Source organism: Sulfuricurvum sp., assembly GCF_036279695.1.
In the GTDB taxonomy this organism is placed as follows: domain Bacteria; phylum Campylobacterota; class Campylobacteria; order Campylobacterales; family Sulfurimonadaceae; genus Sulfuricurvum.
Genome location: NZ_DASUIQ010000103.1, coordinates 1 through 20,706, shown reverse-complemented (window position 1 = coordinate 20,706; position 20,706 = coordinate 1). Strand labels below are relative to the sequence as shown.

Annotated in this window: 24 protein-coding genes; 19 read left to right on the top strand and 5 right to left on the bottom strand. The window is 47.4% G+C overall.

Going from position 1 to position 20,706, the window contains the following annotated elements; all coding sequences use genetic code 11:
• Positions 1-137 precede the first annotated feature (137 nt).
• The 11 genes from aroQ to VFW36_RS10005 all read left to right on the top strand — a co-directional run bounded on the left by aroQ (position 138) and on the right by VFW36_RS10005 (position 9,342).
• Complete coding sequence (aroQ, locus tag VFW36_RS10055) at positions 138-626, top strand: type II 3-dehydroquinate dehydratase (protein ID WP_329658682.1); 489 nt, start codon at positions 138-140, stop codon at positions 624-626.
• Positions 626-1,150: a 2-amino-4-hydroxy-6-hydroxymethyldihydropteridine diphosphokinase gene (gene folK, locus VFW36_RS10050; RefSeq protein WP_329658681.1), complete on the top strand. Its 525-nt coding sequence runs from the start codon at positions 626-628 to the stop codon at positions 1,148-1,150. Before aroQ ends, folK begins: the two co-directional genes overlap by 1 nt.
• Positions 1,131-2,402, top strand: a complete 1,272-nt coding sequence (gene flhF, locus VFW36_RS10045; protein ID WP_329658680.1) for a flagellar biosynthesis protein FlhF — start codon at positions 1,131-1,133, stop codon at positions 2,400-2,402. Before folK ends, flhF begins: the two co-directional genes overlap by 20 nt.
• Positions 2,399-3,271, top strand: a complete 873-nt coding sequence (locus VFW36_RS10040) for a MinD/ParA family protein (protein ID WP_329658679.1) — start codon at positions 2,399-2,401, stop codon at positions 3,269-3,271. Before flhF ends, VFW36_RS10040 begins: the two co-directional genes overlap by 4 nt.
• Positions 3,272-3,343: 72 nt before the next feature.
• Positions 3,344-3,667 carry a hypothetical protein gene (locus VFW36_RS10035; protein ID WP_329658678.1) on the top strand — a complete coding sequence of 108 codons (324 nt, stop codon included), beginning with the start codon at positions 3,344-3,346 and terminating at the stop codon, positions 3,665-3,667.
• A complete protein-coding gene (locus VFW36_RS10030; RefSeq protein WP_329658677.1) occupies positions 3,664-4,356 on the top strand; it encodes an RNA polymerase sigma factor FliA in 693 nt (230 codons plus the stop codon). Before VFW36_RS10035 ends, VFW36_RS10030 begins: the two co-directional genes overlap by 4 nt.
• The gene (gene fliM / locus VFW36_RS10025) at positions 4,356-5,450 is read left to right on the top strand and encodes a flagellar motor switch protein FliM (RefSeq protein WP_329658676.1); all 1,095 of its coding nucleotides are present in this window, start codon (positions 4,356-4,358) and stop codon (positions 5,448-5,450) included. The genes VFW36_RS10030 and fliM overlap by 1 nt, the downstream gene beginning before the upstream one ends.
• Positions 5,443-6,306: a flagellar motor switch protein FliY gene (fliY, locus tag VFW36_RS10020; protein WP_329658675.1), complete on the top strand. Its 864-nt coding sequence runs from the start codon at positions 5,443-5,445 to the stop codon at positions 6,304-6,306. The genes fliM and fliY overlap by 8 nt, the downstream gene beginning before the upstream one ends.
• Positions 6,307-6,308: 2 nt before the next feature.
• On the top strand, positions 6,309-7,097 hold the full coding sequence (locus VFW36_RS10015; protein WP_329658674.1) for a TIGR00730 family Rossman fold protein: 789 nt from the start codon (positions 6,309-6,311) through the stop codon (positions 7,095-7,097).
• On the top strand, positions 7,097-8,116 hold the full coding sequence (gene mnmA / locus VFW36_RS10010) for a tRNA 2-thiouridine(34) synthase MnmA (RefSeq protein WP_329658673.1): 1,020 nt from the start codon (positions 7,097-7,099) through the stop codon (positions 8,114-8,116). The genes VFW36_RS10015 and mnmA overlap by 1 nt, the downstream gene beginning before the upstream one ends.
• Complete coding sequence (locus VFW36_RS10005; RefSeq protein ID WP_329658672.1) at positions 8,104-9,342, top strand: MFS transporter; 1,239 nt, start codon at positions 8,104-8,106, stop codon at positions 9,340-9,342. The genes mnmA and VFW36_RS10005 overlap by 13 nt, the downstream gene beginning before the upstream one ends.
• Here VFW36_RS10005 and VFW36_RS10000 read toward each other — a convergent pair.
• A complete protein-coding gene (locus VFW36_RS10000) occupies positions 9,323-10,087 on the bottom strand; it encodes a carbonic anhydrase (protein WP_329658671.1) in 765 nt (254 codons plus the stop codon). The two genes, VFW36_RS10005 and VFW36_RS10000, sit on opposite strands and share 20 nt — an antisense overlap.
• Positions 10,088-10,248: 161 nt before the next feature.
• On the opposite strand from VFW36_RS10000, the gene VFW36_RS09995 reads away from it, so the two are divergent.
• From VFW36_RS09995 to VFW36_RS09980, 4 genes are read left to right on the top strand one after another with little or no spacing between them, the layout of a single operon-like run.
• Positions 10,249-10,800, top strand: coding sequence for a SiaB family protein kinase (locus VFW36_RS09995; protein ID WP_329658670.1), 552 nt, complete (start codon positions 10,249-10,251; stop codon positions 10,798-10,800).
• Between the two features lie 15 nt (positions 10,801-10,815).
• Entirely contained in the window at positions 10,816-11,202 is a 387-nt protein-coding gene (locus VFW36_RS09990; protein WP_329658669.1) for a DUF1987 domain-containing protein, read from the top strand.
• 3 nt (positions 11,203-11,205) lie between these two features.
• Positions 11,206-12,054 carry a GGDEF domain-containing protein gene (locus VFW36_RS09985; protein ID WP_329658668.1) on the top strand — a complete coding sequence of 283 codons (849 nt, stop codon included), beginning with the start codon at positions 11,206-11,208 and terminating at the stop codon, positions 12,052-12,054.
• The gene (locus VFW36_RS09980; RefSeq protein ID WP_329658667.1) at positions 12,026-13,864 is read left to right on the top strand and encodes a PhnD/SsuA/transferrin family substrate-binding protein; all 1,839 of its coding nucleotides are present in this window, start codon (positions 12,026-12,028) and stop codon (positions 13,862-13,864) included. Before VFW36_RS09985 ends, VFW36_RS09980 begins: the two co-directional genes overlap by 29 nt.
• Positions 13,865-13,875: 11 nt before the next feature.
• On the opposite strand, the gene mtgA is transcribed toward VFW36_RS09980, so the two are convergent.
• Genes mtgA through VFW36_RS09960 form a run of 4 tightly spaced genes read right to left on the bottom strand, consistent with a single transcriptional unit; the run spans position 13,876 to position 17,997 of the window.
• Positions 13,876-14,730 carry a monofunctional biosynthetic peptidoglycan transglycosylase gene (gene mtgA, locus VFW36_RS09975; RefSeq protein WP_329658666.1) on the bottom strand — a complete coding sequence of 285 codons (855 nt, stop codon included), beginning with the start codon at positions 14,728-14,730 and terminating at the stop codon, positions 13,876-13,878.
• 2 nt (positions 14,731-14,732) lie between these two features.
• Positions 14,733-15,356 carry a trimeric intracellular cation channel family protein gene (locus tag VFW36_RS09970; protein WP_329658665.1) on the bottom strand — a complete coding sequence of 208 codons (624 nt, stop codon included), beginning with the start codon at positions 15,354-15,356 and terminating at the stop codon, positions 14,733-14,735.
• Positions 15,349-15,885: a gamma carbonic anhydrase family protein gene (locus tag VFW36_RS09965; RefSeq protein ID WP_329658664.1), complete on the bottom strand. Its 537-nt coding sequence runs from the start codon at positions 15,883-15,885 to the stop codon at positions 15,349-15,351. Before VFW36_RS09965 ends, VFW36_RS09970 begins: the two co-directional genes overlap by 8 nt.
• Before the next feature lie 12 nt (positions 15,886-15,897).
• Positions 15,898-17,997 carry an RNA degradosome polyphosphate kinase gene (locus VFW36_RS09960; protein ID WP_329658663.1) on the bottom strand — a complete coding sequence of 700 codons (2,100 nt, stop codon included), beginning with the start codon at positions 17,995-17,997 and terminating at the stop codon, positions 15,898-15,900.
• Between the two features lie 69 nt (positions 17,998-18,066).
• Between VFW36_RS09960 and VFW36_RS09955 the strand changes: the two genes are divergently transcribed.
• The 4 genes from VFW36_RS09955 to VFW36_RS09940 form a co-directional block, all read left to right on the top strand.
• A complete protein-coding gene (locus VFW36_RS09955) occupies positions 18,067-18,654 on the top strand; it encodes a tetratricopeptide repeat protein (protein WP_329658662.1) in 588 nt (195 codons plus the stop codon).
• The gene (locus VFW36_RS09950) at positions 18,651-19,391 is read left to right on the top strand and encodes an NYN domain-containing protein (RefSeq protein ID WP_329658661.1); all 741 of its coding nucleotides are present in this window, start codon (positions 18,651-18,653) and stop codon (positions 19,389-19,391) included. Before VFW36_RS09955 ends, VFW36_RS09950 begins: the two co-directional genes overlap by 4 nt.
• Complete coding sequence (locus tag VFW36_RS09945) at positions 19,388-20,110, top strand: Nif3-like dinuclear metal center hexameric protein (RefSeq protein WP_329658660.1); 723 nt, start codon at positions 19,388-19,390, stop codon at positions 20,108-20,110. The genes VFW36_RS09950 and VFW36_RS09945 overlap by 4 nt, the downstream gene beginning before the upstream one ends.
• Positions 20,111-20,149: 39 nt before the next feature.
• Positions 20,150-20,706 (top strand): hypothetical protein (locus VFW36_RS09940; protein WP_329658659.1); only part of this gene is annotated, 557 nt, incomplete at its 3' end.

The window sequence follows — 20,706 nt, the reverse complement described above, 5'->3', positions numbered from 1 at the left end:
AAAAAAAGAGAGTATAACATTCGGAGGGGAAAACTCCCTTTAGAGAGGAGATTTTTTCCCAAGATTTGAGCGATTTAGTTCCTTATAATATAGAACCCCTTATAATCTATCCTTAAAACAGAAATCAAGGTTTATCAATGAAAGTAGTCGTTATCCAAGGACCGAATCTCAATATGTTAGGAGTTCGGGAACAACAAGTATACGGACCGATGCGTTTGGAGCAAATCCATGCACAAATGAAAGAGGTCGCAACCCAAAACGGTATCGAGATCGAGTTTTATCAAAGCAATTTAGAGGGTGAGATTGTCGATCGTATCCAAGAGTGCTACGGCGATGCGGACGGGATTATCATCAACCCTGCGGCATACACCCACACCTCAATCGCGATCCGCGATGCGATCAGTGCGGTCAACCTTCCGACGATCGAAGTGCATATCAGCAACATCTACCGCCGTGAAGAGTTTCGTCAAAAAAGTATGACTGCTCCGGTATGTACCTCGTCGGTAATCGGTTTCGGACCGTTCGGATACCATTTGGCGATGGTGGGGATGATGCAAATCCTCAGTGAGATCAATGCGATGCGTCAAGCGCAAGCCGCAGCAGTGCAAGGTGCAGAAGAAGAGTAATGGCACTGCGCCGTACACTAGATGATAGACATAGTATCTATGTCGATCGCAATTTCCCCAAAACACTCTCCCAAAAAGAGGGGTACCGCTACCGAGTCACCTTGGGAGTGGGGGGAAATATCGGAGATGTACGGCGACGGATGAACCATTTGTGGTTCTATTTGCGACGATCGCCTCTTGTGTCGGTGCTTCGAAGCGGTGTGATTCTCACCAATCCCCCTTTCGGGTATCTGGCGCAGAGTGATTTTGAGAATACGGTGATCGAAATCGCGACATCGCTGCAACCCAGAGCACTGTTACGGTTGATTTGGCGGATTGAAAAGCGTTTTGGGCGGTGTCGCAGTTTTGCGAATGCGCCGAGGACGTTAGACTTGGATATACTATTCTTTGAGAAACGTTTTATTCGAACGAAAGAGTTGAGTATTCCTCATCCTCATTGGAGTGCGCGGGTCAGTGTGACGATTCCGCTTGGAAGTTTGGCTCGTCAGAGCGTACGGAGACGATATGAAAATCTTGACATTTAGCGGTGCTACCCCTGCCGAAGCGCTCAAAAAAGCGCAGTTGGAGGTGGGTGAAGAGGCGATGCTGATCGAAACGCGCGAAGTACAAAAGAAATCATTAGGTAAAAGTGCATTGTACGAAATCGTGGTCGGAGTCGAAGAGAATGCAACTCCTCCGGCGCCAAAAGCAAAGCAAAAGAGTGAAGAGCCGTTTATGAAGCAGCGTCCGTTGGCGCAAAAAAGCAGCGATGTTTTGTACAACATCTCCGAAGCGGCGAAACAGATCTCAAAAATCGCCGAAGTGACCGAGGAGGATCGCCCCTCTCGTCAAGCTCCTATGAGAGAGAGCGAAGACCTCAAACGGATCAAAGAGGAGATCGAAAAACTCGGCGACAAAGTCAAACTGATCCAAAACATGTTTTGGTCTGAAAAATCCCCCAAAACGACTGCCGCAATCCCACCTGAATTTGCCGAGATTTACCGTCTTGCCCAAGAGAGCGGTATGGATCAGGACCATTTGGATGAGATCATGCATCTTACGCTGGAGCATATGCCCTCCAAAATGAGAGAGAGTTCCGAGACCGTTAAGCGTTATTTCCAAGTCTTGATGCGTAAAATGATTCCCGTTCGGATGGAGAGTGCTCCGAAGTTAGGGAGTAAAAAAGTGATCATGCTCGTCGGTCCGACGGGGGTGGGTAAAACGACCTCTATCGCCAAACTCGCCGCACGCTTTTCGTATTTGCTGGAGAAAAAATACAAAGTAGGTCTCGTAGTGCTCGATACCTACCGTATCGGAGCGGTAGAGCAGTTGATGCAATACGCTCGGATGATGAAACTGGGGATCGAGACGGTCGTTGATCCTCCGGAGTTCTCAAGCGCTCTCAATGCGCTCCGCTATAGTGATTATATTTTGATCGATACGATGGGCTCCTCTCCGTATGACAAAGGAAAAATCGAAAAGATTTATGAGTGTCTTCGGGAGAACAATACCGAATATACCGTCGATGTCGTGTTGGTCATGCCAAGCTCGATCAAATACGATGATCTCAAAGCAACCTATGAGAACTTCGCTCCGTTGGGGATCGATACGATGATGTTTACCAAGCTCGATGAAACCAGAGGGTTCGGAAATATTTTCTCTCTCGTGTATGAGACGAAAGTACCGATCAGCTACTTCTCGGTCGGGCAGGAAGTCCCTGAGGATTTGGTAGCGGCGACCTCTGACTTTTTGGTCGATTGCTTGATGAACGGATTTAGCAGAGGTGAGCGTGTATGAACCATCAAGCTTCTAAACTTGAAGCCCTTGTTAACCAAAACCGAACCATAAAGGCGAAAAAAACCCGTTTTATCGCGATTACGAGCGGTAAGGGGGGGGTCGGAAAAAGTACGATCAGCTCCAATATGGCGTTTATCATGGCTAAATACGGGCTAAAAGTCGGGATCTTCGATGCGGACATCGGGTTGGCGAATCTGGATGTCATGTTTAACGTCAAAATCAAAAAGAATATTTTGCACGTTCTCAAAGGGGAAGCGACCGTCGAGGAGATATTGGTTCCGATCGGAGAGAATCTTGTCCTCATCCCCGGCGAAAGCGGTCAAGAGATTTTTAAATATGCCTCTGGTGGGCTGTTTGAACGGTTCATGGATCAGGCGAATGTATTGGATGATTTGGATGTGATGATCATCGATACGGGGGCAGGGATCGGAGAGCATATACAGCTCTTTTTACGTGCCTGTGACGATGTGATTGTCGTCACTGTCCCTGATCCGGCCGCGATTACCGATGCCTATGCGACGATCAAAGTCACCTCACGGCTGCGTGATGAGATCAATGTCATTATGAATCAGGTACGCTCCAGCAAAGAGGCTGAGTCACTGTTCGAAAAGATTCATAAAGTGGCAGCCGCCAATATCGGGGGATCGTTACGATTGAGTTACTTGGGACAGATCTCGAGTGATCCGAAAATATCCTCAAGTGTCAAAAAAAGGGCCCTTTTTTCACAAGAGTTCCCGAACGCTACCCCGACAAACGAATTAGAACTGATTGTTAAGCGGATCGCAAAAAAACTGGAACGAAACGTGCTCGTAGATCCCAAAGAGAGCGGTTTGGGCGGGCTGTTTAAACGTTTGATGGATCATTTTTGATCCAAACGTGCCCATTTACGGTGTGATTCATACTGCTTTTTTCGCGGTTGTGCAAAGAGAAGGATAAGGTATATGCGGGGTTCGAATTTTGTCTCGTTTTTAACAGTACAGGGCTTTTTTATCGGTATTGTTTTTGGGATATTGCAATCGGATTCGGCGGAGAGCTTTTTGGGATATGTTGTCCTCATCAGCCTCTTTTTCTACCTGTTTGCCCACCTGTGCGTTGGATTCTTTTTCCAATCACTCGGGGTCAAGGCACAAACTTTTCCGAAAAAAGCGCATGAGCATAACCTCGATTTCTTTGTACGTGAGATCAATAAGCGCGAACAGTTTATCGACGCTTTTTATACACATAAATCAGAGTTACTTGATGATCAAGGACGGGGGCAAAGATGAGCGGTACCAATGCTTATACGCAAGAGCTGAAACATCGTGAGGATCAATTAGCGATTCAGTTTCTTCCTGCCGTTAAAGCGATGTCGTTTCGTCTTAAAGAGCGTCTTCCGAGTTCGATTGATTATATGGATTTATGTGCTATCGGCACCGAAGAGTTGGTCAAATTGGCACGCCGCTATGATGAGAGCCAAAACGACTCATTTTGGGGCTATGCAAAAACACGTGTCTACGGCGCAATGCTCGATTATCTCCGTTCACTCGATATGGTAAGCCGATCCAGCCGACGGCTGATCAAAGAGATCGATCACGCGATTGAGGTCTATATGGCCGATCATGATGATGAACCAAGTGACGGTGAACTCGCCGTTATATTGGGAATCGAAGAGGAAAAAGTACGCGAAGCCCGTATCGCATCCGATATTTATACCGTTTTGCCGTTGGATGATCAGCTAGGTACCCCCGAAGAGAGCGGGATGCTGGAGCGGTTGGAACACGAAGATCTGATCGAAGCGATACAAGAGGTGTTGATGACGTTTGAAGAGCGCGAACAGATTATTATTCAGCTCTATTATTTCGAGGAACTGACACTCAAAGAGATCAGTGAGATTGTCAACATCACCGAATCGAGAATTTCACAAATACATAAAGCGGTTATTCGGCGTATCCGCGACGCGGTAGGAGGGCAGTAATGGCAGATATTTTATCCCAAGAAGAGATTGATGCCCTTTTAGACGTTGTTGATGATGAGGGCGATGGGATCTTAGAATCCAACGACGATCCTCTATTTCCGCAGCGTCAAATCACCCTTTACGATTTCAAACGTCCTAACCGTGTCTCTAAAGAGCAGCTTCGCGCCTTTAGAGGGATTCATGACAAGATGGCGCGTTCCATTGCATCCCAAATTTCGGCGATCATGCGTTCCATCGTAGAGATTCAGCTCCATTCGGTCGACCAAATGACCTATGGGGAATTTTTGATGTCGCTCCCTAACCCGACCAGCTTTAACGTCTTTTCGATGAAGCCGCTCGAGGGGAACGGTGTTTTGGAGATCAACCCTTCTATCGCCTTTCCGATGCTCGATCGGATCTTGGGTGGAAAAGGGGAGCCTTTCGAAGCCAACCGCGAGTTCTCCGACATCGAACTCTCCCTTTTTGAGACGATTTTGCGGGTAATGATGGGGACATTGCGTGAAGCGTGGGGTCCTGTTACCGATCTCTATCCGCAGGTCGAATCGAAAGAGTCGAGTCCGAACGTCGTCCAAATCGTTGCCCAAAATGAGATCGTTGTGATGGTCGTTATGGAGATTATCATCGGGCACAGTTCGGGGATGATGAATATCTGTTATCCCGTTATCGCGTTGGAGCCGGTATTGCCGAAGTTGGCGAGTCGCGATTTGATGCTGAATGAAACCAGTTCGAAGAAAAGCCGTAACCAAGAGCTTCAAGTTCTCCTCGGGGGGGCACATGTCAATGTTGAAGTAAACCTTGGGGAAGCGGAATTGGGGCTTCATGAGCTTTTGGATTTAGGGGTGGGCGATATAATTCGGCTCAATATTCCGGCCGATGATGTGGTCAATGTCAGTGTGGATGGAAAAGCCCGTTTCGTCGGTCAGATGGGGCTACGGCGATTTAGAAAATCGATCCAGATCACATCTCTGATCGATACCGAAAAAGATGCCGTTAAACGGGCACTTAAAGAGTTTGAAAATAAACGAAAAGCTCGTATCAGCGGGGTTAAAGAGATGATCCGCGGACCAGTAGATGAGGAGGACGATGATGAGTGATTTTCCCGGAGTATTTGCGAGTGAAGCAATCGCTACGATAGAGGGGTTGACAGGTCAGGCACCGCTAATCAGCTTAAAAGAGTCCGAAGATATTTCGATTATCTCTAATGTGATTCCTCCGATTGCACAGATCCATGTGAGTTTCAGCGGTGCCGCGGCAGGTCGCGGTATTGTGATGATGCCTCCGCAACTCGCTACGGCGCTGGGGGACATGATGCTCGGCGGTGACGGCGAAGCTCACGATACGATGTCGGATGAAGACATGGATGCGGCCAAAGAGATCGTTTCCAATATCGTAGGGGCGATGAGTACCACTCTGGCATCCCAAAAAGAGCTTCCAAAATTTACGATCAAACCCGAACGTGCGGAGTTTATCTCGGAAAACGGTGAGGTTAATCTGGACGGATATGCCAAAATGTTCGTTTTTACCTTCGCACTGGGATCGATCAACTCGTTGATGATGTTAGCGATCGATGAAACGATCAATAATGCATTGAGCGGTGAACAGCCGAGTCCACACAAAGCAGCTCCAAGCGGGAATATTTTTGATGCTCCGCCTCCGGAACCGGCAGTGAAACTCGATGACGGCGAGATGAAGAATATCGGATTGATCATGGGAGTCAAGCTCCCCGTCCGTGTTCGGATCGGTAAGAAAAAAATGCTTCTCAAAGATGTTCTCAGTATGGACATCGGTTCGGTCATCGAGCTAAACCAGCTCGCGAACGATCCTCTCGATATTCTGGTGGATGACCATGTAATCGCGCAAGGGGAAGTGGTGATCGTTGATGGAAACTTCGGGGTTCAGATCACCTCTATCGGAAGCAAACGAGACCGTTTGAATAAATTAAAAGGATAAGAATGGCTCAACGGCATGGCAAAAAAAAAGTATATGAAAGCAGCCGCTATGTTAAAGACATTAAATCAGCGGACGTTTGGAGTGTCTTTAAAATAATTGCCGACTTCGTTCAGGGATTTGACGAACTGGGAGATTTGGGCCCTTCGGTCACGATTTTCGGAAGTGCCCGTCTGGATGAAAACCATCCCTATTATCAACAGGCAATGACGTTAGCCAATATGCTCGGTGAGAGAGGGTATAACGTGATTACCGGAGGGGGACCGGGGATCATGGAAGCCGCCAATCGGGGTGCGTATGAGAACGAAGCGGTTGAATCGATCGGTCTGAATATCGAGCTCTCTACCGAGCAGCAACCCAACCCGTATATCACCAAAGGGCAGAGTTTTGACTACTTTTTCTCCCGAAAAGTGATGCTCGTCAAATACTCGATGGCGTATGTTATCTTCCCCGGAGGGTTCGGTACGCTCGATGAGATGTTTGAAGCGTTGACCTTGATTCAAACCCGTAAAGTATGGGGAGTCCGTTTGTTCGTTGTCGGAACCGAATTCTATACTCCGCTCGTGCAATTTATCAAAGATAAAATGTTGGCGGAGGGGATGATTGATGAAAAAGATGTACGTCTTATCAATTTGACCGATGATTTGGATTTTGTGGTGCAAGAGATTGAGAAGTCACTTATCTCTCAAATACAAACGATGGAGCGAGAGGGGTTAACCGATACCAAGTATTATAAAGCGCTCACATCGCATACCGATGAGGTACACTCTTATGCGGGACAGGGAAGCAGTTAGTGGGCAAAAAAGTATTGATCGGGATGAGCGGCGGGGTTGACTCGACCGTTTCGACACTGTTACTCAAAGAGCAAGGGTATGAGGTAGAAGGAGTTTATATGAAACTCCATTCCAAACCCGGCTATCATGAGATCCATCAAGCACGTGCGCAGAGAGCGGCGGACTTTGCAGGGGTAAAACTCCATATCCTCGACCTTCAAGAGGAGTTTAACGCAAAAGTGTTTACCCCTTTTATCGAAACCTACCGTGAGGGTAAAACGCCGAATCCGTGTGCACTGTGTAACCGTAATATCAAATTCGGAGCGATGGTGGCTTTTGCCGACACGATAGGTGCCGATTATGTCGCAACGGGGCACTATATTCGTCATGACGGGCAATACCTCCTTCAAGCGCATGATGACACGAAAGATCAGAGCTATTTTCTCTTTTACATCGATCCAACATTGGTGAAGCGATTGCTGTTTCCTTTGGGTGAACGGCACAAAAGCGATATAAAAGCCTTCGCGGCAAGTATTGAGGGGCTGGAGTCGTTTGCATCGCAAAGCGAATCAAGTGAGATCTGTTTTGTCGAAACGACCTATATGGATGTTCTCAAACCTTACGTTCCGGTTGATCAGGAGGGGGATGTCCTCAACATGGACGGTAAAGTCGTCGGTAAACACAAAGGGTACATGCACTATACGATCGGTAAGCGTAAAGGATTTACGGTCAACGGAGCGCATGATCCCCATTTTGTCGTCGAGATCAAGCCTGACACAAACCAGATCGTCGTAGGGACTCGCGAGGATTTAGAGTGCAGACGTGTGGAGCTGGAACGGGTTAATATGTTTGATGATCGCACCGAGTTTGAGTGTGACGTCAAACTTCGCTATCGCACGACTGCGGTGCGATGTTCGGTCAAAATCGAGGGCGATCATGCGGTGGTTGAACTCCATGAACCGGTACTCGGTGTCGCCTCAGGGCAGGCGGGCGTGTTTTATGAGGGAGAAAAACTCCTTGGCGGCGGGTGGATCGTTTGATCCGTTTCAAAAAGAAAATCATCGCCGCAGGGATTATCGGCAACGTCATCGAATATTACGACTTTGCCCTCATCGGCTTTTTAGCGGTGATGATGGGACACCTCTTTTTCCCCTCTAACGATCCTTTTCTCTCTCTATTAGGCTCTTTCGGCGCATTTGCCGCAGGGATGATCATGCGTCCTGTCGGGGCATTGGTATTCGGTCATATCGGCGATCGTGTCGGACGGCGGTATGCACTGATGGGGTCGCTCATGATGATGGCGCTTCCTACCTTTTTGATCGGTTTTTTACCCACTTATGGACAGATAGGGATATTGGCTCCGATCCTTCTCGTGGCACTTCGGATGATTCAGGGGCTCTCTGTGGGGGGCGAATATGCCAGCTCCATCGTCTATCTCGTAGAGCAATCTTCCCCTAACCGCCAAAACCTCTACGGCTCATTTGTCTCGGTCGGTGCCAAAATCGGTATGGCGCTAGGCTCAGGATTATGCGGAGCGTTGCTGTGGTATCTTGGAGAAGATGCGATGGGAGAATGGGGATGGAGAATCCCGTTTTGGGCGAGTATCGTTATTGCGGCGGCAGGGCTCTATTTACGCCGTAATCTCGCCGACAATTATGTGCCGAGTGACGATAAAACCGTCCCTATCGTAGCGATTTTAAGACATCATCGCCGCGAGTTTTGGCAGTTTCTTACAATCGCCTCGTCGATTTGGATTTTTTACTATACCGTCTTTGTGTACCTTCCGATTTGGTTGGAAAAAAGTGCCCATCTCTCAAAAGTAGAAGCGGGACAGATCAATACGCTCTCGATAGTCATTGGGGTGATATTTATCCCTTTGATGGCGATGGTAGCCGATAAAATCGGTTCGTTTCGTGTTATGCGGACGGCGGCGTTAGCTTTGGCACTCGGTATCTATCCTTTGATGGTCGGGATGAGTATCGGCGGGTATTGGGTTGCATTGGGGGGAAGTTTGATCTTGGTGGTACTTTTATGTGCTTTTCAAGCCCCTATTTTTGCCTCGACGGTGATGGCACTCAACTATCACGGGTATCGGGCATCGTTTACGGCAGTGATTTTAGGAAGCGCCGCAGGGATTGTCGGGGGATTAACCCCCATGCTTATGACATCGCTCGAAAAATTCAGCGGTGATCCGTACGCCCCCGCATCTCTTATCGCGGCAACATCACTGCTCGGATGGATCGTTCTTAGACGTGCACCGGTTTAAAGAGTGATTTCATCAATGGAAACTGCATGATTTTTTCAGGGTTGGTTTCGCCGTTGATATTCACGATTTTGAGTCGTCCGTAGCCGTTGTTAAAATCGTTCGCCAAATCGTAAACCACTCCGACGATGGTGAGTTTTCCGCTCTCCACATCCCCTTTAAACTCTTTTTGGGCGTAGTATGCCTGTTGATGGACATTACCGATAACCGCCGCAAGCCATTTTGACTCTTCGGTGCCGCTTAGAGATGTTTTTCTTAGCGCTAATGAAAGGGAATCGAGTTCGTTAATGATATGCGGTCCCTCGGCTGAGTAATCGCTCAGAGCCGCTTTGATCGCACCGCATCGCGAATGCCCGACGATGATGAGTAGAGGGGTGTTGAGGTGGCGTACACCGTATTCGACACTCCCCATGTTGGAGCTGAACTGATTTCCGATGTTACGGATGATAAAGAGGTCGTTCTCAGATGTTTTATCGAGAGCATCGCTTTGAAAACGGGAGTCCGAACATCCGATGACCGTAGCACGAGGATGTTGGGAATTTTTCATTTTTTCAAAAAAAGCGGAACCTTGATGGTTGACGTAGTAATCGTTTTGGGCGATCACTTCACCAAACATTTTGTTAGCCATCTCTTGTAACTCTGCGGTATTTGGCGCAGCGTGAGCCGAACTTGCGTGAGCATCGGAATTGGCTAAGACCAATGAACCGGAGGTAAGGGCGAAGAATTTGAGAAACGTACGCTTGTTCATAGGGTGATCCTTTTTAGTTCGTTGATAAATTATAGCGAAATGTGACCGAGATGAGACCGCTCATAGGTTATAATTATAAATAAAAATGTTAGATCGGTATTACACAATACATTTTTAGCCTCTAAATAGAGTATGTCACGGAATAGTATAAAGGGTTTTTCATGTTGGCAAAAGAGTATTACAGTTTTAAAAAATCGTTGGATGAAAAAGGGATCATGGTCTCTTTTAGCGGCTTCGTTTCAGAGGGGATTTTGTTTGCGCTCGGTGAAGCGCTAAAGCAAAAGATGACACTGGACGATACCGATATGAATACGGCTAAGAAAGTATTTTCGGTATTTGTCGAGCAGGTTCAAAATGTTATCCGCTATTCGTCGGATCGCGTCGAGGGAGATGTGGGGCGAAAAGTAGAGTTGGGGAGCGGTACGATCACCGTCGGTCATGAGGGGGAGAAATTTTTTATCGTCTGCTCCAATACGGTCGATAACGCCGATGTATCGATGCTGAGGGAGCGTTTGGAAATTTTGAAAACGCTTGACAAAGACGGTTTGAAAGCATACTACAAAGAGAAGCTTCGAGAAGAGCCGGAGGCTCAGAGTAAAGGGGCGACGATAGGGCTAATCGAAATTGCCCGAAGAGCGAGTGAACCGATTGAATTCGATTTTGAGAAGATCGATAATGAGAGTTCATTTTTTTGTTTAAAAGCGTATATTTAAGAGGGAGGAGTAGAGATGGAAAACATTATTCGAGAAGCAACAGAGAGAACTCCGGCCGTCATTTTTGATTTTGAGAACGGAGTGTTTAGTTTTAAAGGGGAGTCGTATCCCGAAGATGCCTCGGCATTTTTCGGTCCGCTGCATAAAGCGCTCGATGAGTTTTTGAATGGGGCATTCGAGGGAGAGATCGTTTTCAATGTTGAGTTTGAGTATTTCAACAGCTCCAGCGCGAAAGTGTTGATGAACCTTTTTCAACTGTTGGAAGATGCCGCCGAAACCAAAGGGAAAAATACCGTTATCAATTGGTACTACAACGAAGATGACGATACGATGCAAGAGTTCGGGGAAGATTTCGCTTCCGATATGGAACATGCTGCATTTAATCTTTGCGTATTAGGGTAACGGATGGCACCCGAATCAAAAAACGGTGATTTTACTATCTTTGACAATGAAGAAAGAGTTATAAAACAAGCCGAGGAGTTGGCAACCAGCTTTGATGCCCACGCGAAACTCGTGCATGACAATATGAAGAGCCTAGCACAGGGGTATCGCCGAAGTTTTAGAGAACAGCAACGGCTTATCCGCTTGAGCGACCGACAGCAAGAACAATTGCGACACATGACGGTAGAACTTCAAGATGCCAATGAGCGCCTAGAGGAACAAGCCCAAAAGTTAGAAGGGCTTAACAGTGCACTGCAAGAAGAGATCGCACAGAAAAAGATTCTCGAAGCGGAGTTACGCGCAATTGCTATGATAGATTCGCTGACGGGTGTATATACACGGCGGCAACTGCTTGAGTTTGGAAACAATGAGCTCAAACGGTTCTTACGAAAGGAACACGCATTATCCCTTTTGATTCTCGACATCGACCACTTTAAAAAGATCAATGATACCTATGGACACAGTGTCGGAGACAGTGCCCTTAAACATTTTTCGGAGGTTTGTAAAAACTCTCTCCGTACCACCGACATTATCGGGCGTATCGGGGGTGAAGAGTTTGTGATTATCATGCCGGATACGGAAGTGGATGAGGGGTATAGCGTCGCCGAGAGGGTGCGCATGAATGTTGCTGAAGCTCCCTTTTTGATCGGTGATGCCGAAGGCGCATTTGCTCTTACGGTTAGTATCGGATTGTACCAATTTACCAAAAATGACCATTCGTTTGAACACGCATTGTCCAAAGCGGATAGCGCACTTTATGAAGCAAAAGGGGCAGGGAGAAATAATGTTACTATTTTTAAAGAGGGTTTTTAGTGCTATTTTTCTGATTTCAATGCTCATGACGACCGTATATGCGGAAGTGAAAACGGTTAAAATCGGGGTGCTCGCCCATCGGGGTGAAGATGTCGCTCGTACAATGTGGCAACCGACGATGGAGTATTTGACACAAACGATTCCTGAGTATAATTTTGAGCTTGTCCCTCTCGATTTTAAAAAACTTTATCGTGCGGTGGGGGCGAAGCAGGTTGATTTCGTCGTCGTGAATACGGGGCAGTATATTGAATTGGAAGCGTCCTACGGGATCAGTCGAATCGCTACCTTGACCAACCGAGGTCCTGAGGGGTGCCTGTGCAACCGATTCGGAGGTGTCTTTTTAACCAAAGCCGCCAGTCCGATCAATACACTGAGCGATATGAAAGGGAAAACGCTTTTATCGGTAGATAACTCTTCATTCGGTGGTTGGCTGATGCAGCTTCGGGAGATGAAGGCAGTCGGCATCGACCCTGAGAGTGATATGCAGGTCAAAACGCTGGGCGATCATGAAAAAGTCGTTCTCGGGGTATTACACGGCGAAGGGGATGTCGGGGTGATCCGTTCGGATATTTTGGAACGGATGGCGAGTGAGGGCAAAATCAATCTAAGCGATATTAAGGTTATTAACAAACAAGTGACAACCGGAAAATTTCCCTATCAATACAGTACGCGCCTCTACCCTGAATGGCCCTTTAGCAAGCTTTCAGACACAGATGATCATTTAGCACAACTGGTTGCGGTGGCATTGTTGGAGATGCCCGAGAACAGCGAAGCGGCTAAAGCGGCGAAGATACGAGGGTGGTCGGTACCTGCTGATTATAATCCGGTACACGAACTCTATCGCGAACTCAAAATCGGACCTTATAAAGATCTCGGCAAGTTCAATTTGATCGATGTCCTCAAAAAGTACTGGATTGTCCTTGTGCTTGCTCTTGCTTTTATGGTTCATTTACTCGGTTCATTGCGACATGCCCGAAAACAACAGCAAGAGCTTCAAAAAGAGAAAGCAGCGCTCGATGAAGCACACGCTAAACTCGACCATGCCAACTCGTTGGTGATGGAGAGTATCGGATATGCCCGCAAAATTCAAGAGGCTTCATTGCCCGACAAACATGCCCTAGATGGTGCTATAGCCGATATTTTTGTCTGTTGGGAACCGCTTCATGTTGTCGGTGGGGATTATTTCTGGATCGAAAAGATTGGGAAACAATGTTTTATTGTCGTGATCGATTGTACGGGGCACGGTGTTCCGGGGGCGTTTATGACGATGGTTGCATCCGCAGCCCTTCATAGAGCTATCCACGATCTAAAAATCAGTGACCCTTCGGAACTCCTTGTTGCTATCGATGAGCGGGTACGGACAAAATTACGTCAGGATTATCCTGAGAGTACGTCGGATGACGGTTTGGATTGTGCTATCTGTGTTTACGATATGGAAAGCCGTATGTTGACCTATGCGGGAGCTAATTTGCCTCTGATCTATGTCGAAAACGGCACATTGAATGAGTTGAAGCCGACGAGGGCAAGTTTGGGATACCGCAGTATACGCCCTAAAAAACCGTTTGAAAACTATACGATCTGTGTAACGGAAGGGATGTCGTTTTACATGCTGACGGATGGTATATCCGATCACATGGGAGGCTCACCGAGACGACTTCTGGGACGAAAACGTTTGGGTGATATTATCCTGCAAAATCAAAAGTTGAGTATGAATGAGCAGATGAAACATATCGAAGCGCAGCTCGAAGCGTATCGCGGAGATGAACCGCGACGGGATGATATGACATTGATCGGATTTAGACCGATCTGAGTCTCAGATCTTTAGGGTTGATCGGTTCCGTTTTGCTCATTAGCGTTCTCTTCATTAGAGGGGAGTTCATTCGGTGTTTCAGCGGAGTCGGTCGGCGCGAATAAATCGCTTATGCTTTGGTTGCTCTCTTGAGAGGCACTCTCTTGTTTCGTCGGTGTCATCACCTCTTTAAAGTCAGGAATGACGACCCCTCTGCGTTTGAGAATTTTGTAGATGATACGGGAACGGTTTTGGACATATTTTTGATCCCCTGTAGGATCGTATTTGATCGGGTTAGGAAGTACCGCCGCCAGACGGGCTGCTTCACGCCCCGTAAGGTTTTTGGCACTTTTATGATAGTAATGGCGAGCCGCCGCTTCGATTCCGAAAATCCCATCCCCCCACTCGGCAACATTGAGATAGATCTCTAAAATACGGCGTTTGGAGAGGGTTTGTTCGATACGCCATGTGATGATCGCCTCTTTGACTTTTCGCACCGGATTTTTGCTCGGAGAGAGGTAGAGATTTTTGGAGAGTTGTTGGCTGATCGTACTTCCTCCGGCAACTTTCCCTTTTTTTAGGGTTTTCTCGAGCGCTTGCTCCATCCCCGCTACATCAAAACCGTCATGATTCCAGAACTTATCGTCCTCTCCGATCAATACCGCTTTGATCACATTCGGGGAGATTTGCGACATCGGAACCCATTTTTGGGTGATCTCCATATCCCGATTTTGCTCTGCCCACTCCGCTTCGCGATACTCCATAAAAGCGGTTGGGATCGGATTCGTCTCTTTTAAATCGGATACATTAGGGTAGATAAAATAGCGTCCGATGTCGATCACCCCTCCTAGGAGGATGAGGATAAAAAAAAGTTTGAGTTTAGACATGATTATTCCATATTGAGTTTAGGTAGATGCCATTGTTTGGTAACGGCTAAAAGACGTAAAAAAATTGCGAATGTTGCAACGCCTGCGACACCCCATGTGTTGATCAAATCCATCTGCACCAAAAGGAGGAGTAAAACGGAAACGATAATAGCGATAGAACCGTAAAAATCGCTGATGAGAACCGAAGGGACTTGGTTGATCATCGTATCGCGCAATACCCCTCCACCGACTGCGGTGAGAAAGCTGAGGATCATCACTCCGAAGAAATTGAACTCCACCTCGATGGCGAGCAATGCCCCCGTAATGCTAAATGCGACTAGACCGATCGTATCGGAGATGATAAAGAGCCATTGACGTTCCAGTTGCTTTTTACGATAAAGACGAAAAGCAAAAGCGAGAAAAATGGTGACGATCACGGTGATAGCGGGGTAGTATTCGTTAAAAGCAAACGGGATGCGTCCCAAGATGACATCCCGCACGACCCCTCCACCCAGTGCAGTGAGGGACGCGGAGATGATAAGACCCAAAAGATCGAGATTGTTCCGCACCCCGACCAAAAATCCACTCAGAGCAAAGGCGATGATCCCGAGAATATCGGCAGCGAGAACAAGGTTAAATTCAGACATTTGCTACGCGGTAGTTTTCTTTGAAAGAGACGTAACGCTGAGCGGAGGCATAAAGCTCGGCAACCTCTTCATTGGTTAGCTCACGGACTACTTTCGCCGGACTTCCCATGATGAGAGAGCGGGGAGGGAAGACTTTGTTTTTGGTCACCAATGCCCCTGCACCGACGATGGACTCTTTACCGATCACGGCACCATCGAGGATCGTGGCGGACATCCCGATCAAACACGCATCTTCAATCGTACATCCGTGTAGCATGACTCGATGCCCTACGGTCACGTCATTACCGATAATCGTCGGATAACCGTCCGACATATCGTCACGTTTATGGTGGGTGATGTGTACCATGCTGAGATCTTGGATACTGGTGCGATCACCGATTTTGATGAAGTGGACATCGCCGCGAACGACACTGCCAAACCAGATGCTGACATCTTCGCCGAGTTCTACCCGTCCGATGACATCGGCGGAGGGGGCAATCCATGTTCTCTCACCGATCGTAGGGGAGTAGTGCAAATAATTTCCGATCATAAAGGGTTCCTTTTAGCTCTCTTTGAATAATCGTGTTGTGAGTTGCTGCACGTAATTCGGAGTTTGTTTTTTGACCGAATTATACACTTTGTTCGTATGGGTTTCAACGATGCTGTGGCTGTTGATCAGGGTTTGTCCCTCAGAGCTTACTTTGAGATACGTTCCGTCGCTTTGGAGCTCATGGGCGAGAACATTGTCAGACGTTTGCAACTGCAAAATCTGGAGCAGTTTGTTCGATGATTCTTCACCCGCTATCGGTGTCAATAGTTCGATACGGCGCAATAGATTTCGCGGCATCCAGTCGGCGCTGGAGATATAGGTTTGCGGAGAGGAGTGTTTAAAATAGAAAATACGGGCATGCTCGAGGTATTTTCCGATGATCGAGATAACACGGATATTATCACTCATCCCTTTAACCCCAGGACGCAGACAGCAGACACCGCGAATGATGAGCTCGATTTTTACCCCCGCCTGAGAGGCTTTATAGAGGGCACGGATAATATCTTCATCCACCAGAGCATTCATTTTTGCGATGATGACCCCCTCGCTCCCCATACGGGTTTCGTTATGGATGAGGGAGAGGATTTTCGGTTTGATCTGGGTCGGTGCCATGTAGAGCTCGGCCAGTTTCCCTTTTTTGCTAAATCCGGTCAAAAAGTGGAAAAATCGGGTCATATCATAGGTGATCGCATCGTTACTGGTCATATAGCTGATATCGGTATAGACGGTTGCGGTGGATGGGTTATAGTTCCCTGTCCCCAGATGGGCGTATTGTTTGAGTTTTCCGTCCACACGGCGGGTGATGAGTGCCGCTTTCGCGTGTACTTTAAATCCGGTGATACCGTAGATAACGTGTGCTCCGGCACTCTCCAGCGCTTTTGCCCATTGGAGGTTGTTCTCTTCGTCAAATCGGGCGCGCAGCTCCACCATGACGGTAACCTGTTTTCCTGATTCGGCGGCGGCAATCAGCGATTGGACGATAACCGATTTGGAACCCGAGCGGTAGAGTGTCATACGGATAGAGACGACATCGGGATCTTTGGCGGCCGTTTGGATGAGACGAACGACCGGTTCAAAACTCTCAAACGGGTGAAACAAGACGAGGTCTTGCTTATCCAAAATGGTGTAGAGGCTCTCGTCCGAATCGAGCGGCGGCAGGTTTCGCGGTTTGAAACTCGGAACATTCAGATGGGCAAAATCTTTGTTTCCGACCACTTGCCACAGCGCACCGAGATTGAGATACGTTTGGAATCGGTAGATGTCGTCTTTGAAAACATTGGCGTGACGGTTGAAAAAGTTTAGCAGATCGTCGTCGGCATGGTTGCTGAGTTCCAATCGGACGATTTCCCCTTTTTTACGGAGTTTCAGCCCCTCTTCGAGGATCTCCATAAAATCGTCCGCCTCTTCCTCTTCGATGGCGATGTCGGCATTTCGGGTGATACGGAATGCTGAGAATTTGATCAGCTCATAGCCGGGGAAGAGGTCTTGGATATGTTCGGAGACGACACTACCGATCGGGATGTAGATGCGGTTGTCTATATCGACGAAGCGCGGCAATACGCGCGGAATACGGATAATCCCGTAGCGCTCGACACTCGGATCGTCTTTGTCTCGGAGTTTGACGATTTGCCCGAAACTGAGGTTGTTCAGGTGAGGAAACGGGTGGGTCGCATCGACGGCGATGGGGACGATAACGGGGTAGATATTCTCTTTGAAATATTTATCGAGAATATGCTGTTGTTGCGTCGTGGTCTCTTTGTACGATTTAAAAAAGATCCCCTCATGTTCCAATTTTTCCATGATCCCAAGAAGGCACCCCTCAACCTCTTGCTGCTCTTTGTGGAGGTAGCTTCGGATTTCACGCAACTGATGCAAAGGGGTGAAGCGATCCGCTCCCGAGACATTGACCCCCGCACTGAAAAGTTTTTTAAGACCCGCGATACGGATCATATAAAATTCATCGAGATTGGTTCCGTAAATCGCCAAAAACTTGAGTCGCTCAAAAAGGGGGAGCGATTCATCTTGGGCTTGTCGCAAGACGCGGGTATTAAATTGGAGCCATGAAAGCTCCCGATTGATATAAAGTGCTGGATCTTTGTAATTGTTAGGCATGGTTTCTACCGATTTTGGTTTTAAGTTAACGGGATTATATTATACTTATCGTTACAAAAAAGGAACACTATGTCTACATTTCAAATTTTAATGTTCGGGGCGACACTTTTTTTCGCATATCAGATCTATCGACACGTCCAAACACTTCAAGACCCTCCACCCCAAAAAGCCCCTGAACCGCGCGAAGATAGCGCTGTTTTCTCTGAAGAGGCTTTGGTGCGGGAAGCAGATGATGCGTATGAACGCGGAGAGGTTAAGGCAGCCAAAGAAATTTTGGAAGAGGCATACAAAATTCAGCCGAATAATCCCGAAATTATCAATAAGCTCGCATTTGTTACGGCAAAAAGCGGTGATCGCCTCAAAGGGATCGAATTGTATGAGAAGTCGTTGGAACTCGATGAAAACGATGATCTGACCCACAATGCGATCGCTTCGCTCTACCGATCCGAGAGGGCGTATGAACGCGCACAGGATCATTATCTCAAAGCGATTGAGATTGATGACGCGTATGCTCAGACGTTTTATAACTACGGTAATCTATTGGTTGATATGGATGAGGTCGAGGAAGCCCGAACCATGTATAAACGGGCATTGGAACTACAAAGCGACTTCCCTCAGGCTCGCGAGGCACTTTTGTCATTAGGAGATAAAGCATGATCGATCATCAAGCCCGTCTTGCCGTTTTGATCGACGCGGACAACTCACAACCCTCTATTATCGCGGGGCTCATGGATGAGATCGCCGCGCACGGTATTGCCAGTGTTAAACGGATATACGGCGACTGGACCGATACCAAACTCAAAGGGTGGAAAAGTATCCTTCTCGAACACGGTCTCCATCCGATGCAGCAGTTTGCCTACACGACTGGGAAAAATGCCACCGACAGCGCGATGATTATCGATGCGATGGATCTGCTTTATACGAAAAACTTTGACGGTTTTTGTATCGTCTCCAGTGACAGCGATTTTACCCGTTTGGCGAGCCGTATCCGCGAATCGGGGATCAAAGTCTACGGATTCGGGGAGCAAAAAACGCCCAAAGCGTTTATCGGCGTGTGCGACAAATTTATCTACACCGAAAATCTCCGCCGCGACGCCAACCATAAAGAAGCGGTCGGAGCCAAAATCAAACCGGACAACAAAGCTCTTTTGGCATTGGTACGAAATGCGGTGGAAGATACGACCAACGAAGCGGGATGGTCGTATCTGGGGTCTATCGGACAAAATCTGATCAACAAATCCCCCGAATTTGACCCCCGCAGTTACGGCTACAAAAAGCTTCTCGATCTGATCGAGGGGTTGGGTGAATTTGAGTTTAAATTTTCCGATCCTCTCTCGGGCTCACAAGCGGTACACGTCCGTCTCAAACGGCATAAAAGGAGTTATGAAAAATGACGGTCAAAGAGATATACAGCTACCTTGATAGCCTCTCTCCGTTTGCGATGCAGGAGGGGTGGGATAACTCCGGTCTGCTTGTCGGCGATTTCGCCCAAAAGATCACCCATGTGGTACTGAGCATCGACATCGATGAAGAGCTGATTGAGTCTATCCCTGAGAATGCGTTGTTGATTACCCACCATCCGGTTATTTTTGGCGGACTCAAACAGTTGCAATTCAACCAATACCCCGCAAAAATCGTGGCACCGATGATTCGAAAAAACATCACCAATATCGCGATGCACACCAATTTCGACCAAACGCATCTCAATGATTACGTTGCAACGGAGGTTTTAGGGTATCCCATTATCGCCAAAGAGGGGTTTGTCGCCTATCTCGGAGTGGATGAACCTTATGAGACGTTCGCTGCAAAGATCAAGATGGCGTTAGGTCTCCCCCACACCCGCGGGGTGAAATGTCATGAGCATATCCGAACCTGTGCATTGGTAACCGGATCGGGTGCATCGTTGATGCGAAATATTGAGGCCGATTGCTTTTTGACGGGCGACATCAAATACCATGACGCAATGGAGGCTTCATCTCTCGGATTATCGATGATTGACATCGGACACTATGAGAGCGAGCGCTATTTTGGCGAGGTTTTAGGGGGGTATTTGGAAAAATTAGGATTGAGTGTTATAATTTCACCATCTAAGAACCCCTTCACCTATCTTTGAGCTAAAATTAGGTAATCGTGTAACTCCAAAAGGAAACGTATGAACAAACACCTTGAACAATTAATCGAGCTCTCTCATGTTGACAAAGAGATCGATGCGTTTGAACCGCAAATCGAAGAAGCAAACCTTCAGTACGAAGCGCTTCTCGCAACTAAAAACGGTATCATGAACGAAGTTAATACTCTCAAACAAGAGATTAAAGACGAGCAAATCAAAAAGCAAAAAAATGAACTTCACCTTGCTGAACTCTCTGCAAAACTCGAAGAGAACGGCCGTAAAAGCAGTGAAGTTAAAACTGAACGCGAAATGAAATCGCTTCAACTCGAAGAAGAGATCGCTAAAGAGCAAGTGAGCTTTGCGAACGAAGAGATTGAACGTTTGGAAAAATTGATCGATCACAAACAAGGCAAAATCAACGAGCTAGAAGCAAAAGCGACTGAAATCGAGGGGAGTATCTCTACGGTAAAAGCCGATGTTGATGTCAAATTGGCACGTATCGATGAAGAGCGCAAAGAAGTTTTCGCCCGTAAAGAGACTTTGGTCGGTGCGATGAACCAAAAAGGGTTATCGTTTTACCAAAAAATCCGCCGCTGGGC

Bases quoted from the DNA above. Each gene is read 5' to 3' on its own strand.
- VFW36_RS09985 (WP_329658668.1), top strand. From the start codon at position 11,206: ATGGCACCCGAATCAAAAAACGGTGATTTTACTATCTTTGACAATGAA.
- VFW36_RS10035 (WP_329658678.1), top strand. From the start codon at position 3,344: ATGCGGGGTTCGAATTTTGTCTCGTTTTTAACAGTACAGGGCTTTTTT.
- VFW36_RS10000 (WP_329658671.1), bottom strand. From the start codon at position 10,087: ATGAACAAGCGTACGTTTCTCAAATTCTTCGCCCTTACCTCCGGTTCA.
- folK (WP_329658681.1), top strand. From the start codon at position 626: ATGGCACTGCGCCGTACACTAGATGATAGACATAGTATCTATGTCGAT.
- VFW36_RS09970 (WP_329658665.1), bottom strand. From the start codon at position 15,356: ATGTCTGAATTTAACCTTGTTCTCGCTGCCGATATTCTCGGGATCATC.
- fliY (WP_329658675.1), top strand. From the start codon at position 5,443: ATGAGTGATTTTCCCGGAGTATTTGCGAGTGAAGCAATCGCTACGATA.
- VFW36_RS09965 (WP_329658664.1), bottom strand. From the start codon at position 15,885: ATGATCGGAAATTATTTGCACTACTCCCCTACGATCGGTGAGAGAACA.
- VFW36_RS10015 (WP_329658674.1), top strand. From the start codon at position 6,309: ATGGCTCAACGGCATGGCAAAAAAAAAGTATATGAAAGCAGCCGCTAT.
- aroQ (WP_329658682.1), top strand. From the start codon at position 138: ATGAAAGTAGTCGTTATCCAAGGACCGAATCTCAATATGTTAGGAGTT.
- VFW36_RS09960 (WP_329658663.1), bottom strand. From the start codon at position 17,997: ATGCCTAACAATTACAAAGATCCAGCACTTTATATCAATCGGGAGCTT.
- fliM (WP_329658676.1), top strand. From the start codon at position 4,356: ATGGCAGATATTTTATCCCAAGAAGAGATTGATGCCCTTTTAGACGTT.
- VFW36_RS09945 (WP_329658660.1), top strand. From the start codon at position 19,388: ATGACGGTCAAAGAGATATACAGCTACCTTGATAGCCTCTCTCCGTTT.
- flhF (WP_329658680.1), top strand. From the start codon at position 1,131: ATGAAAATCTTGACATTTAGCGGTGCTACCCCTGCCGAAGCGCTCAAA.
- VFW36_RS09980 (WP_329658667.1), top strand. From the start codon at position 12,026: ATGTTACTATTTTTAAAGAGGGTTTTTAGTGCTATTTTTCTGATTTCA.
- VFW36_RS09955 (WP_329658662.1), top strand. From the start codon at position 18,067: ATGTCTACATTTCAAATTTTAATGTTCGGGGCGACACTTTTTTTCGCA.
- VFW36_RS09950 (WP_329658661.1), top strand. From the start codon at position 18,651: ATGATCGATCATCAAGCCCGTCTTGCCGTTTTGATCGACGCGGACAAC.
- VFW36_RS10030 (WP_329658677.1), top strand. From the start codon at position 3,664: ATGAGCGGTACCAATGCTTATACGCAAGAGCTGAAACATCGTGAGGAT.
- VFW36_RS10040 (WP_329658679.1), top strand. From the start codon at position 2,399: ATGAACCATCAAGCTTCTAAACTTGAAGCCCTTGTTAACCAAAACCGA.
- VFW36_RS09990 (WP_329658669.1), top strand. From the start codon at position 10,816: ATGGAAAACATTATTCGAGAAGCAACAGAGAGAACTCCGGCCGTCATT.
- VFW36_RS09995 (WP_329658670.1), top strand. From the start codon at position 10,249: ATGTTGGCAAAAGAGTATTACAGTTTTAAAAAATCGTTGGATGAAAAA.
- mtgA (WP_329658666.1), bottom strand. From the start codon at position 14,730: ATGTCTAAACTCAAACTTTTTTTTATCCTCATCCTCCTAGGAGGGGTG.